General features: G+C 71.1%; 15 protein-coding genes. 3 read left to right on the forward strand and 12 right to left on the reverse strand.

The features are described from left to right. Positions 1-69: 69 nt before the first annotated feature. From F4559_RS26340 to F4559_RS26370, 7 genes are read right to left on the reverse strand one after another with little or no spacing between them, the layout of a single operon-like run. Positions 70-885, reverse strand: coding sequence for a hypothetical protein (locus F4559_RS26340; RefSeq protein ID WP_184673091.1), 816 nt, complete (start codon positions 883-885; stop codon positions 70-72). Then, positions 878-2,557, reverse strand: a complete 1,680-nt coding sequence (locus F4559_RS26345) for a WXG100 family type VII secretion target (protein WP_184673093.1) — start codon at positions 2,555-2,557, stop codon at positions 878-880. Before F4559_RS26345 ends, F4559_RS26340 begins: the two co-directional genes overlap by 8 nt. Next, the gene (locus tag F4559_RS26350) at positions 2,554-2,862 is read right to left on the reverse strand and encodes a type VII secretion target (RefSeq protein WP_184673095.1); all 309 of its coding nucleotides are present in this window, start codon (positions 2,860-2,862) and stop codon (positions 2,554-2,556) included. Before F4559_RS26350 ends, F4559_RS26345 begins: the two co-directional genes overlap by 4 nt. A 13-nt stretch (positions 2,863-2,875) precedes the next feature. Beyond that, the gene (locus F4559_RS26355) at positions 2,876-3,367 is read right to left on the reverse strand and encodes a YbaB/EbfC family nucleoid-associated protein (protein WP_184673097.1); all 492 of its coding nucleotides are present in this window, start codon (positions 3,365-3,367) and stop codon (positions 2,876-2,878) included. 53 nt (positions 3,368-3,420) lie between these two features. Next, complete coding sequence (locus F4559_RS26360; RefSeq protein ID WP_184673099.1) at positions 3,421-4,224, reverse strand: Fpg/Nei family DNA glycosylase; 804 nt, start codon at positions 4,222-4,224, stop codon at positions 3,421-3,423. Then, positions 4,217-4,882: a hypothetical protein gene (locus F4559_RS26365; RefSeq protein ID WP_184673101.1), complete on the reverse strand. Its 666-nt coding sequence runs from the start codon at positions 4,880-4,882 to the stop codon at positions 4,217-4,219. The genes F4559_RS26360 and F4559_RS26365 overlap by 8 nt, the downstream gene beginning before the upstream one ends. Continuing rightward, a complete protein-coding gene (locus F4559_RS26370; protein WP_184673109.1) occupies positions 4,882-5,349 on the reverse strand; it encodes a ribose-5-phosphate isomerase in 468 nt (155 codons plus the stop codon). Before F4559_RS26370 ends, F4559_RS26365 begins: the two co-directional genes overlap by 1 nt. Positions 5,350-5,377: 28 nt before the next feature. On the opposite strand from F4559_RS26370, the gene F4559_RS26375 reads away from it, so the two are divergent. Beyond that, complete coding sequence (locus F4559_RS26375; RefSeq protein WP_312865830.1) at positions 5,378-6,085, forward strand: 2-phosphosulfolactate phosphatase; 708 nt, start codon at positions 5,378-5,380, stop codon at positions 6,083-6,085. 79 nt (positions 6,086-6,164) lie between these two features. Here F4559_RS26375 and F4559_RS26380 read toward each other — a convergent pair whose 3' ends face one another. Both F4559_RS26380 and F4559_RS26385 read right to left on the reverse strand, forming a co-directional pair. After that, on the reverse strand, positions 6,165-7,520 hold the full coding sequence (locus F4559_RS26380; protein WP_184673111.1) for an aldehyde dehydrogenase family protein: 1,356 nt from the start codon (positions 7,518-7,520) through the stop codon (positions 6,165-6,167). Positions 7,521-7,674: 154 nt separating this feature from the next. Then, complete coding sequence (locus F4559_RS26385) at positions 7,675-8,289, reverse strand: mycothiol-dependent nitroreductase Rv2466c family protein (protein WP_184673119.1); 615 nt, start codon at positions 8,287-8,289, stop codon at positions 7,675-7,677. A 222-nt stretch (positions 8,290-8,511) separates the two neighbouring features. On the opposite strand from F4559_RS26385, the gene pepN reads away from it, so the two are divergent. Continuing rightward, the gene (gene pepN / locus F4559_RS26390; protein ID WP_184673121.1) at positions 8,512-11,073 is read left to right on the forward strand and encodes an aminopeptidase N; all 2,562 of its coding nucleotides are present in this window, start codon (positions 8,512-8,514) and stop codon (positions 11,071-11,073) included. 54 nt (positions 11,074-11,127) lie between these two features. On the opposite strand, the gene F4559_RS26395 is transcribed toward pepN, so the two are convergent. Together F4559_RS26395 and ctaJ are read right to left on the reverse strand one after the other, a co-directional pair. Further along, a complete protein-coding gene (locus F4559_RS26395; RefSeq protein ID WP_184673123.1) occupies positions 11,128-11,607 on the reverse strand; it encodes a DUF5130 family protein in 480 nt (159 codons plus the stop codon). Then, complete coding sequence (gene ctaJ, locus F4559_RS26400) at positions 11,594-11,845, reverse strand: aa3-type cytochrome oxidase subunit CtaJ (RefSeq protein WP_184673125.1); 252 nt, start codon at positions 11,843-11,845, stop codon at positions 11,594-11,596. Before ctaJ ends, F4559_RS26395 begins: the two co-directional genes overlap by 14 nt. A gap of 406 nt (positions 11,846-12,251) precedes the next feature. Between ctaJ and F4559_RS26405 the strand changes: the two genes are divergently transcribed. Continuing rightward, on the forward strand, positions 12,252-12,443 hold the full coding sequence (locus F4559_RS26405; protein ID WP_184673127.1) for a hypothetical protein: 192 nt from the start codon (positions 12,252-12,254) through the stop codon (positions 12,441-12,443). Positions 12,444-12,447: 4 nt separating this feature from the next. On the opposite strand, the gene F4559_RS26410 is transcribed toward F4559_RS26405, so the two are convergent. Continuing rightward, complete coding sequence (locus F4559_RS26410; protein ID WP_312865831.1) at positions 12,448-13,101, reverse strand: HNH endonuclease; 654 nt, start codon at positions 13,099-13,101, stop codon at positions 12,448-12,450. Positions 13,102-13,145: the final 44 nt, after the last annotated feature.

Raw genomic sequence — 13,145 nt, forward strand, 5'->3', positions numbered from 1 at the left:
CGCCCCAGGGGTCCGGGCCTTCGGCACGGGGTGTCCGAGTGCGTGTTTCAGGGTGCCTGAATGCGTATCTCAGGGTGCCTGGGTGGAGGACTCGCGGGCGCGGCGGGCTAGGGCGTCGGACAGGGCGCAGCGGACCTCGTCGTTCGCGACGGACGCGAGGTAGTCGGCGTAGCGCAGGCTCACCGGGCCGGTGCCGCGGGCGACGATCGCGACCAGCCGCAGGAGCACGGACGGGGACGTGTCCACGCGCATCAGGTCACCGCCCAGGGCGACGGCGAGGCGTTCGTCGTACGGTGTCACGGCGGCGGCGAGGTCGGCCGACTGGGCGGCCAGGTCGAACGACGGGCGCGGGCCCTCGGTCAGGGTGTGGATGCCCTGCCGGACGGCGGACGCGACGTCGTCCGCCACGAAAGGCAGCACGCGGGCGTCCAGCGCGTGGGCCAACCGCCAGTCGAAGTACTCGGTGTCGCTCACGCGCAACAACGCCCGCAGCGCGGTCAGCCGCGCCGGTTCGGTGCCTTTCGCGACGGCGAAGTCCTCGGATGCCCCGACGGCGTGCGCGAGGTGCGCGAACGTCTCGTCGACCGAGTACTTGCGGTCGATCAGCTCGTCCCGCCACACGACCTCCCCCGGCGACGCGGCGGCGTCCACCACGGCCTGGTAGCCGGCGGGCTCGCCCCACGTCGTCAGCGCGCAGCACGCCAGGAAGCGGTCGTACGCCGACGCCTCGGGGGCGGCGAGCAGGTCGGTCAGCGGTGCGACCCGAGCCACGTAGCGTCCGTCGTCGAACGCCGCGTTGATCACCTCGTCCGGGTCGTCGACCGACTGCCCGTCGAAGTCCGTGTACAGCAACTCCCGCACGGAGTCCCCCCAGGGATCAGACATCGTAAGGACCGTGGACGTACTCGGCCGGCACCACGCCCTTGATCAACCACTCGCCGTCGCGGCGTGAGTTGAGGATGCCCTGGACGCGGCCCGTGAACGAGTCGAGCTTGCCCTTGGACAGGCCGAGTCCTTCCGCGAACGCGCGCACCTGGTCGGGCGTGGCGTCGTTCGGCAGGGTGATCTCGACCGGGCGACCGGCGATGCGGTCCACCTCGCCCTGCAACGACGCCTCGACCTTGGCCGGGGGCAGGATCTCCACGCCCTTCAGCTTGCCGGAGTCGATGTCGGCCTGGAGCCGCTCGTGGTCGAGGTGGATCTCCTTGTTGCCGTACAGCTTGGCGTCGGCACCTTGGACGCTGAACGACGTGTAAGGGCTGTTCTCCTTGGCCACCTTGTTCTTGCCGCCCAACACGTGCTGCCACGGCTTGGTGTCGCCCTTGGGGTTGGCGGGCACGAGGTTGCCGTGCTCGTCGAGGTGCGACTTGCGCAGGCCCTTGGGGCTGATGGGGTTCGGGAAGTCGTCGTCCCGCCGGATGATCTTGGGGCCGGAGCCGCCGCTCGACACGGGAGTGGTGGGCGGCGTGGTGGCGCCTGACGGGGTGGTGGTGCCGCTGTGCACGGTGGGAGGTGGGGTGACCGGCGTTCCGGACGGGGTGGTCGTGCCGGATGGAGTGGTCGTGCCGGACCCGTGCACTACGGGCGGTGTGGACACCGGCGACCCCGACGGGACGGTCGCACCGGACGGCGTGGTCGTGCCGGTGCCGTGCACGGTCGGCGGTGTGGACACTGGCGCACCGCCGGTGGGTGCGGCGGACGGCGTGGTGGTCGTGCCGCCGTGCGGCGTGACCGGAGTCGTCGACGGCGTGCGCACGGGGGCCGGCGGGGCGTGCGGCGTGGCGGACGAGGGGCGGCGCAGGTTCCGCACGCCCTGCTTGATCAGGTTCCACAGCTCGTCCAGGCGGCCGAGCAGCGGGCGCAGCTTCGCGATCGAGCGCAGCAGCAGCGTGATCTTGTCCGCGATCTTCGCGACCCACGACGAGATGATCGCCACGACCGACGCGACCACGTGCGGCGTCGCGAACCCGAGCGTGACCGCCTCCTCGGCCAGCCACTGCGGGATGCGTGCGACCAACGTGGCCACGCACGCGGCGATCAGGTCCCGCACCAGTCCGCGCACCATGCCGACCAACGCGCCGCTGGTCTGCACGATCGTCCCGACGATACCGGAGCACCGGGCGGCACCCGCCAGGTGCTCGGCCTGCGCGGACGCGGAGGCCCGGTACGCGTCCGCGGTCGACCCCGTCCAGCCCGCCGTGCCATTGGCGACCTCGGTGACGAAGTCCTGGCGGGCCCGGTCGACGGCCTGTGCCACGTTGCGCCACGTGCCCGCGTACGCCGCGATCTGGTCGGCGTCGCCCGCCAGCCAGTTCAACGCGTCCCGTAGCGGTGCGACGTGCTCGATGATCCACGAGATCGCGTACTGGACCAGCGTGCCCAACGGGTCCAGCGCGGCCGACAGCGTCTCCAGCCCGTAGGCCGCGCCGCCGATGGCCTGCTCGACCCACGTGCCGCCGTTGAGCGCGCGGTCGAGGTCGACGGCGGCCTCGACGATCCCGATGCCGGTGTAGTCGGTGGTGGAGTCCTGCCGGGCGACGACGAGCGGGTTGCTCATTCGGCACCGCCGCGGAAGACGGCCCGGTTGGCCTGCTCGACGCCTTCGTAGTCGGTCGCGGTGACGCGGACGCCGGTGACCGTGGCGTCGACCGCGTTCGCGCACTCGGCGATGGACGACACTCCCGCCGACCCGATCAAGGTCATCATCGGCGGCAGCATCATGCAGATCTTCCCGTACGCCGCACCGGACAGGCCCACCTGACCGGCGGCGTCCAGCGCCTGGTCGAGCGTGTCCTTGATGCCGCGCAGGCGGTCGGCGTGACCTCGTAATTCCTCGACGAGGACCTCGTACCCCTCGCTCATGGCACCTACCCCCTCACTCGGTGACCGACGGGCCGTCCCAGTCCTCGTCGTCGGGCGCGGTCCTCCGGGACGGCGGCGGCGCCGACGGGCGGACCTGGTCGGCCCACGGCGGCACGTCCGCCTTCGGTTCCGGAAAACGGCGCTCGTACGACGAGACCAGGGCCTGCGCGGTTCCCGGCTCGACGATGCCGGCCTCGGCCACCGCTTCGGCCACCGCGCCGGAGATCCGCGACTGGGCGCGGCGCATCGTGGCCATGATCGACGCGGCCAGCGAGGCGCCGCCCACCTCGCGGGACTTGTCGGAGATCTCCAACTCGCGCAACGCGCCCGTGGCGTCCACGGTCAGCCGGACGAGCCCGTCGCGCGACACCTCGCGGATCGTCACGTCCGCGACCCGGCGGTTGAGGTCCTGGTACCGCTCGGCCTTCTTCGCCACGCCTTCGGCCCAGCGTGCGATCTCCTGCTCAGTGCGCACCTCGTCGGTGCCGAACACCGGATCGGTCACGTGCCAACGCCCCCTATCGTCTTCACGAGCAGTCGTTCGACGGGCGCGTTCCGTTAGCCCGATTGGCAGGACGGGCACCAGAAGAGGTTGCGCCCGGCGAGTTCGGCGGTGGCCACGGGTGTCGAGCACACCAGGCACGGCAGGCCCGCACGCCGGTACACGTAGACCTCGCCGCCGTGCCGGTCCTGCCGGGGCGCGCGGCCGGTGACCTCGGGCAGGTGCTCGGGCCGGACCGTGTCGATGCGGCCGACGCGCACGCCCGCGCGCATGAGCACGACCAGGTCCTGCCACAGCGCGTCCCACTGCTTCGAGGTGATCTTCCGGCCCTCGGTGGTCGGCGGAACGCCGTGGCGGAACAGGACTTCGGCCCGATATACGTTCCCGACGCCGGCGAGCACTTTCTGGTCCATCAGCAGCACGGCGATCGACTGGCGGGACTTCGCGATCCGCGCGTACGCCTCGGCGGGCTTGGCGTCGCGGCGCAGCGGATCCGGGCCGAGTCGGGACTTGAGGGCGCGCACCTCGTCGGCGGTGAGGACCTCGCACGCGGTCGGGCCGCGCAGGTCCGTCCAGTGCGTGGGGCCGACGAGCCGCATGCGCACCTGGCCGACGGGGTCGGTGGTCGGCAATTCGTGTTCGGCGAACGTGCCGTAGAGGCCGAGGTGGACGTGCACGGTCGCGTCCGGGCCGTAGACGTGGAACAGGTGCTTGCCGTGGGCTTCGGCGCGGACGAGCACGCGACCGTCGACCAAGTCGGCGGCGAACCGCTCCTGCGGGCTGGCCACGCGCACGACCGAGCCCGCGTACCGGCGCTGGTGCAGCCGCGCGAGGCGGTGCAGGGTGTGGCCTTCAGGCACGGAACGGCACCACCGGGGACAGGTGCGTGCGCACGATCATGCGCCGGTCGGTGGCCAGCAGGCGCTCGGCGAGGTCCACGGCGCGTTCGCGGTCGTAACCGGCCAGAACGGTGATCAGGTCGGCGAGCTGGAGTTCGACGTCGAAGTCGGTGCGCTCGACGCCGATCGCCGCGCCGACCGCGTCCGCCAGCGCGTCGGCGACCAGCGGGTCGTCCGCCGCGTACCGCAGCTGCCAGCCGAAGTACAGGTCGCCGGCCCGGGCGAGCAGCGCGCGGACGGCGTCGAGCCGGTGGTTCTCCCCACCCGCGACGACCGCGAACGTGCGGCCCTCGGCCACGGCACCGGCGATCGTGGGGAACGTGGTGTCCCGGCCTTCGACGTCCTTGAACATGCCGAACCACTCGGTGTCCCGGCCCTCGCGTGCGACCCGCTCCACGATCGGGTACGCCTCGGGTTCGCCCCACGTGGCGAGCGCCACCACCGCGAGGTAGCGGTGGTAGCGCTCGGTGGACTCGGCGAGCACCCGCTTGAGCGCGGGGACCCGTTCGAGGTAGCGCGGCTCGGTCGCCGCGCCGTCGATGACCGTGTCCGGCTCGGTCGAGTACTCGCCGTCGACGTCGCGGAACAGCAGGTCGCGGATCGTCAGGTCCGGGGTCATCAGGGCAGCTTCGGCGCCTCGCCGCTGCTCTCGTACGCGGTGAGCAGGCCGATGCGACGGGCGTGGCGCGGCTCGGTCGAGAACGGGGTGGCCAGGAACGCCTCGACGATCGCCGTGGCCTCCTCGGTGCTGTGCATCCGGGCACCGAGACCGATCAGCTGGGCGTTGTTGTGCTCGCGGGCCAGGCGGGCGATCTCGACGCTGTACGCGAGCGCGGCACGGGCGCCCGGCACCTTGTTCGCGGCGATCTGCTCGCCGTTGCCGGAACCGCCGATCACCACGCCGAGGCTGCCCTCGTCGGCGACCACCCGGCGGGCGGCCTCGATGCAGAACGGCGGGTAGTCGTCCTCGGCGTCGTAGACCGCCGGGCCGACGTCGACCACGTCGTGTCCGGAGGCGGCCAGGTGGTCGGCGAGGTGGGCCTTCAACTCGAAGCCCGCATGGTCGGATGCCAGGTAAACACGCACGTCGGGGGAGTCTGCCATCCTTGGTCCGGTGTTCGGACAAGAGGGTTCCCTGGTGCGGTTGGAGTGGGGCGGCGAGGGCGTCGCCGCGCTGGGCGGGCTGTGTGCCGTCCTCGTGGTCGTGGACGTGTTGTCGTTCAGCACGTCGGTGGACATCGCGGTCGGGCGGGGTGCGTCCGTGCGGCCGGTGCGGTGGGCGGATCGGGAGCAGGCCGCGTCGTACCCCTCCTGGTCCTTGCGGCCGTCCTCGCTGGTCGACCTGCCCCGCGGCACCGAACTCGATCTCGCCTCGCCCAACGGGGCGACGTTGTCGGCTTTGGCGGCGGGGACCGGGTCGCACGTACTCGTGGGGTGCCTGCGCAACGCGGGGGCGGTGGCGCGGGCGGCACGGACGTTGGCGGCCGGCGGGCCGATCGGGGTGATCGCGGCGGGCGAGCGGTGGGGGGTGGACGTCAACAGTCCGGGTACGGCGTACCTCGGGCCGTTGCGGCCGGCGGTGGAGGACCAGTTGGGGGCCGGGGCCGTGGTGGCCGGGTTGCTGGGGTACGGGTCGGCTTCGGTGGAGGCGGCTTTGGCCGCGGATCTCTATTCGCGGTCTTCGGTGGTGGATGTGTTGCATGGGTGTGTGTCGGGGCGTGAGTTGATCACGGCTGGGCATGCGGGGGATGTGGAGTTGGCTGCCGCGGTGGACGTGAGTGCCGCTGTTCCCCGCCTGGTGGACGGGCTCCTCCGCTCCTGAGTTTCGCGAGTTATGCGTTCAGACACCGTGAGTTGTGCGTTGGGGCACTGCCGTCGGGTGAGCGGGTCCGGGGTTCGGGTCAGAGTTGGATCGACTTGAGTTCGGTGAACTCGGTCAGGCCGTGGTGGCCGAACTCCCGGCCGTTGCCGGACTGGCGGTAGCCGCCGAAGGGGGCTGCCGTGTTGAACGCGGCGCCGTTGATGTCGACCTGGCCGGTGCGCAGGCGTTTTGCCACGGTCACCGCGTGGTCGACGTCGGCCGAGAACACCGCGCCTGCCAAGCCGTACACGGTCGAGTTGGCGATGCGGACGGCGTCGTCCTCGTCGGTGTACGGCATCACGGACAGGACTGGGCCGAAGATCTCCTCCTGGGCGATCGTCATGTCGGCTCGCACGTCGGCGAACACGGTCGGGGTGACGTAGTGGCCGCGTTCACGTGGTGCCTCCGGGCCGCCGAGGGCCAGGCGGGCGCCTTCGGCGACGCCCTTGCGGATGTACGAGGTCACCCGGTCGCGTTGTGCCGCCGACACCAGTGGGCCGAGGCGGGTCGTGGGCAGGGTCGGGTCGTCGGGGCGGTGGCGGGCGGCTGCCGCCACGGCGATCCCGACCGCTTCGTCGTGTTTCGACGCGGGGACGAGGAGCCTGGTCAGTGCGCTGCACGCCTGGCCGTTGTTCAGGAATGCGCCTGCCACGCCGAATTTCACCGCGCGCGTCAGGTCCGCGTCGGCCAGGACGATGTTCGCGGACTTGCCGCCCAGTTCCAGGGTCACCCGCTTGACGGTCTCGGCGGCGAGGGCCGACACCCTGCGTCCTGCTCGCGTCGATCCGGTGAACGACACCATGTCCACCAACGGGTGGGATGCCAGTGCTTCGCCTACGACCGGTCCTGTGCCGTGGATGATCTCGACCACGCCCGAAGGCACGCCGGCCGCCGACAGGACCTCGCCCAGCAACACCGCTGTCAGCGGTGCGAGTTCGCTGGGTTTGAGCACGACCACGGCGCCGGCGGCGAGGGCGGGTGCGATCTTGGCCACCATCTGCTGCAACGGGAAGTTCCACGGCGTGATGGCGGCCACCACGCCGACGGGTTCCCGTAGTACCAGGGAGTTGCGGACCTTTTCCGCGGCGAAGAAGTCCGCCGACGCCGCCGCGACGACATCGCGCACGATGGCCACCGGGTTGGGCACCTGGACCTTGGCGGCGAACGTCGCGGGCGTGCCCATCTCCGCCGTCATCGTCGTGGCGAACGCGTCCGCGCGGCCGGTGATCAGGTCGGCCACGCGTCCGAGCACGGCGAGCCGTTCCTCGACGGGAGTGGTCGACCACGTCGGGAACGCCGTCGCCGCACGGGTCACGGCCGCGTCCACCAAGCCGGGCGTCCCGGCCGGCACGGTGCCGATCACCTCTTCGGTGGCCGGGTTGACGACCTCGATCATGACCACTCCCGCCGACGGTTTGTGACACCTGATGGGCAATTCCTATCAGAAGTGTCACAAACGTGCCGAGTACCGGCAACGGTCAAGATTCACCGTTCACGCACGGCGGCGGCAGGGCCGCGACCGCCGCCGTGCGGTCGGACGGAGCCGGCGCTCAGTCGAAGTGGAGGTCACCCGTCCGGGTGCGCTTCAGCTCGAAGAACTCCGGGAACGACGCCAACGCGCGGGCGCCGTCGAACACCTTCACCGCGTCCTCGCCGCGGGGAATCCGGGTCAGGACCGGTCCGAAGAACGCCACGCCCTCGATGTGGATGGTGGGCGTGCCGACGTCCTCGCCGACCGGGTCCATGCCGCGGTGGTGACTGGCCTTCAGGTCCTCGTCGTACTCCGTGCCGTCGGCCGCGGCGGCCAGTTCGGCCGGGAGTCCCACTTCCTCCAGCGCCAGCTTGATGACCTCGGCGTAGTTCTTGTTGCCCTCGTTGTGGATGCGCGTGCCGAGCGCGGTGTAGAAGTCGCGCAGCACCTCGTTGCCGTGGTGCTTCTCGGCGGCGATCGCCACCCGCACCGGCTTCCACGCGTTCTCCAGGCCCTTGCGGTACTCCGGGTTCAGATCGCGGCCCGCGTTCAGCACCGCGAGGCTCATCACGCGGAACTTCAGGTCGAGATCGCGGTGCTTCTCGACCTCCAGAATCCACCGGGAGGTGATCCAGGCGAACGGGCAGATCGGGTCGAAGTAGAAGTCGACCTTCGTCGCGGCCTCTGCCGACATGGTGCGTTTCTCCTCATGAGCCGTCGTTCGTCGGTGGTCCGCCGAACCGGCGTCCCGTCGTGCACAACCCGCCGAACCCGCTGTGTCTTCCCCCCGACGGGGTCCACCAATCCCCGTTCCACGTGATTGGATGCGACTGTCGTGTTCACCGACACGACACCTTCCCCGTTCCTACGACGTCGGCGCCGGTTCCGCTCCGGTCGTCGGCAGACGAGGTGACCAGTGGCGGCACCCAACCTCACCCGTGACCAGGCGCAGCAGCGTGCGCAGCTGCTGGAAGTCGACTCCTACCGGATCGAGCTCGACCTGACCGACGGTGGCGGCAAGCCCGGTTCGGAGACGTTCCGCTCCACCACCACCGTGGTGTTCCGGAGCCGGACCCCGGGTGCCTCGACGTGGATCGACCTCGTCGCGGCGACCGTGCACCGGGCCGTGCTCAACGGCGTCGAACTGGACGTGTCGGGGTACCGCGAGGAGGACGGGATCGCGCTGGCCGACCTCGCGGAGGTCAACGAACTGACCGTCGAGGCCGACTGCCGGTACATGAACACCGGCGAGGGCCTGCACCGGTTCGTCGACCCGGTCGACGGCGGCGTCTACCTGTACTCGCAGTTCGAGACCGCCGACGCCAAGCGCATGTTCACGTGCTTCGACCAGCCCGACCTCAAGTCCGTGTACGACATCGCGGTCACGGCGCCGCACGACTGGAAGGTCGTCTCCAACGCGGCGATCACCTCGACCGGCGACGGCGTGGGCGGGGCGGACCGCCACGTGTTCGCCACCACCAAGCCGATGTCCACCTATCTGGTGGCGCTGGTCGCCGGCCCCTACGCGGAGTGGCGGGACGAGTTCGTCGACGGCGACGTCACGATCCCGCTGGGCATCTACTGCCGCGCGTCGCTGGCCGAGCACATGGACCACGAGCGGCTGTTCACCGAGACCAAGCAGGGTTTCGGCTTCTACCACAAGGCTTTCGGCGTCACCTACCCGTTCGGCAAGTACGACCAGTGCTTCGTGCCGGAGTTCAACGCGGGCGCCATGGAGAACGCGGGCTGCGTCACCTTCCTGGAGGACTACGTCTTCCGCAGCCGCGTCACGCGCTACCTGTACGAGCGACGCGCCGAGACCGTGCTGCACGAGATGGCGCACATGTGGTTCGGCGACCTGGTCACCATGCGCTGGTGGGACGACCTGTGGCTGAACGAGTCGTTCGCCACGTGGGCGTCCGTGCTCGCGCAGGCCGAGGCGACCGAGTACCGCCAGGCGTGGACCACGTTCGCCAAGATCGAGAAGTCCTGGGCGTACCGCCAGGACCAGCTCCCCTCCACGCACCCGGTGGCCGCTGACATCGTCGACCTCCAGGCCGTCGAGGTGAACTTCGACGGCATCACGTACGCCAAGGGCGCCAGCGTCCTCAAGCAGCTCGTCGCCTACGTGGGCCTGGACAACTTCCTCGCGGGCCTGCGGGTCTACTTCGCCAAGCACGCCTGGGGCAACGCCACGCTGGCCGACCTGTTGGGCGCGCTGGAGGAGGCGTCCGGCCGCGACCTGTCGTGGTGGAGCGCCCAGTGGCTGGAGACCACCGGCCTGAACCTGTTGCGCCCCAAGTACTCCGTGGACGCCGACGGGAAGTTCACCGAGTTCGCCGTGCTCCAGGGCGGTGCCCGGCCGGGCGCGGGCGAGCTGCGCACGCACCGGCTCGCGATCGGCGTGTACGACGCCGACGAGAGCGGCAAGCTGGTGCGCACGCACCGCGTCGAACTCGACGTGTCCGGCGAGCGCACCGAGGTGCCCGAGCTGGTCGGCGTGGCGCGCGGCAAGATCGTGCTGGTCAACGACGACGACCTCACGTACTGCACGATGCGACTGGACCCGGACTCGCTGGCCGCGCTGGTCGACCACATCTCCGACATCGCCGAGCCGCTGCCGCGCACGCTGTGCTGGTCGGCCGCGTGGGAGATGACCCGCGAGGCCGAGCTGAAGGCGCGCGACTTCGTGAACCTGGTGCTGGGCGGCCTGCACTCGGAGACCGAGGTCGGTGTCGTGCAGCGGCTGCTGCTCCAGGCGCAGACCGCGCTGTCCTCCTACGCCGACGCGTCGTGGCGTGACGAGGGCTGGCGCCGGTTCACCGCGAAGACCCTGGAGCTGGCCCGGGTCGCCGAGCACGGCTCGGACCACCAGCTCGCGTTCGTCAACGCGCTCGCCGGTTCCGTGCTGGACGACGAGGCCGTCGGCGTGCTGAAGGGCTGGCTGTCGGGCACCGACGTGCTGCCGGGGCTGGACGTGGACACCGACCTGCGCTGGCGGCTGCTGCACGCCCTGGTCGCGCACGGTGCGGCGGACCTGCCCGAGATCGCGGCCGAGGAGGAGCGCGACCCGACGGCCACCGGTCGGCGGCGGGCCGAGTCGGCGCGGGCGCTGCGGCCGACCGTGGCGGCCAAGGAAGAGGCGTGGGACCGGGCGGTCAACGACGACGAGCTGCCCAACGCGGTGAGCGAGGCCGTCGTCGGCGGCATCCAGCACCCGTCGCAGAAGGCGCTGCTCCAGCCGTTCGTGGCGCGGTACTTCGCCGACGTCGCCGAGGTCTGGGAGCGCCGGTCCAGCGAGCGGGCCCAGTCCGTGGTGGTCGGCCTGTTCCCGTCGTGGTCGATCTCGCGGGAGACCGTGGGCGCGGCCGACGCGTGGCTCGCCGAGGAGCGCCCGCCGGCCCTGCGCCGCCTGGTGTCCGAGGGACGGGCGGGAATCGTGCGCGCGTTGGCGGCCCAGGAGTTCGACCGTTCCTGACCCCGGTACGACGAGAAGCCCCGGAGATTCTCCGGGGCTTCTCGTCTTGGCGTGTCAGGACTTGGGTGCGTGGCCCGCCTGGTCGGTGAGCATGCGCAGGGCGCCGACGAGGCCGCCCACGAGGTCGCCCTCCTTGAAGGAGGCCACCATGCTCATCACGGCGAGCTTCGCGCCGCGGTCGGGCAGCCGGCGGTGCGACTCCTCGCCGGTGACGATCTCGACCGCGCGTTCGCCGGGCGACACCGCGATGACGACGGCGTGTGCGGGACGCGCCGTGGCGGCGTGCAGCTCCTTGGCCTTGGCGCGACTGTCCGGGCCGAGAGCGCCCAGGTAGACGCTGAAGTCCAGGCCGGTCGTGCGCCCGGCCACGGTCAGCACCTCGTCCAGGGTCGCGAGCTGCACGGCCGTGAACGGCAGGCTCGGCGCGGACGGCGTGTACATGCGTGCGGCGGACACGCGACCGCTGTTGGTCACGACCTCGCCGACGCCCAGCGTCGCCGGGTCGACCGGCTTGACGAGTTCACCACTTGCCACTTGCGCCTCCCTTGGCCGTCGCGCCCGTCGCGGTCGCGGACTCGGGGATCGCGGCGTGGCGGTCGGCACCGAGACCCGCGGGGTTGGCGCTCCACCACACGGGCGCGTAGCCCCAGTCCTGGCCCGGGCGGTACCGCGTGATGCGGGTGGCCTTCTGCCTCAGCGTCAGTAGCGTGATCACGCCGTAGATGGCCAGCGGGATCAGCGCGAAGACGAGCACGGTCTCCACGATGGTCACGGCGGTACGGTAACCGATCGGCCGCGGCGGGTCCGGGCGAGGGTGCGGACCGGGGGCCTTTCCGCACTGATGAGGGCCGCTCGCGTCCGAGCCGGTCGCCGGGACCGATCCGTCCGTGAAAATCCGACCCCTCGGGACGCCGGGCCGGACGGGTGGCCGGGACCTGCGCATTCAGTGCGTGTCATGAGCGCTACACGCGGTGTCAATATCCACCGAACGCGCGGGGACATTGCACCGTAAGAAGCCGCGTATTACGCCGAACGGACTGCGACCGGACGGAGTCGAATGGCGGCCGATTTGGCGTCTTGCCCTCCGGCCAGTCGGCTTCTAACTTTTCACCTGTACGGGTCTTGCGCGCCCAACAATGGATAGCAATTCCCACCGATCGAGCCTCGGAGGACACGGCATGTGCACCCACCACCGCGACCAGGCCGGTTCGGTCACCCGTTTGTCGCATTCCACCGATTCGGTCCGCATCACTGCGGTCTCGCCGCGGGCGACCGCGGACGAGTCGGTGCGCATCACGCTGCACGACGACTCCGTGCGGATCACCGCGCACGGCTGGAACCCGGCGGTGCACGCCGGGTTCGGGAGGTGACGCGTCAGGCCGCGGGCTCGCCCAGGTAGGGCAGCCACTGCGGATCGGCCTCGGCGACGCCCGCGAGCAGGCGCCAGTGCGGGCCGCGCGGCGCACTCGGCACGACGCGCAGTCGCCACCCGAGTTCGGACAGCAGCCGGTCCGCCTTGCGGTGGTTGCACCTCGCGCAGCACGCGACGCAGTTCGTCCACGTGTGCGGGCCGCCGCGACTGCGCGGGATCACGTGGTCGATCGTCTCGGCCCGCCCGCCGCAGTACGCGCAGCGGTACCGGTCCCGGTGCATGAGCCCGGCCCGGGTCAGCGGGACCCGCCCGCGGTAGGGCACGCGGACGTAGTTGCTCAGGCGGATCACCGACGGCACCAGCACCTGGGACGTCGACGAATGGACCACGGCGCCGTCCGGGTCGCCGTGCACCACCTCCGCCTTGCCGCACACGACAAGGACGACCGCGCGACGCAGGGGCAACGCGGTCAGCGGTTCGAAGGTGGCGTTGAGCAGCAGGACCTTGCGTCTACCCCAGGGCAGGACCAGCGCCTGACCGGGCCCACCCCCGTCGACCACAGCGTGCACACCGTGCTGTTTTTGGCCGGACGGGACCATCGGCGCGAGCCCGGCGTTCGCCAGGGCGCCGATCGGGGTGGGTTGTCGGTCTGGCACGCGACCACCTCCGCCGGTTCAGCCCTAGCAGACCACAAGTCACC

The sequence above is a fragment of the Saccharothrix violaceirubra genome (assembly GCF_014203755.1).
Taxonomy (GTDB): Bacteria; Actinomycetota; Actinomycetes; order Mycobacteriales; family Pseudonocardiaceae; genus Actinosynnema; species Actinosynnema violaceirubrum.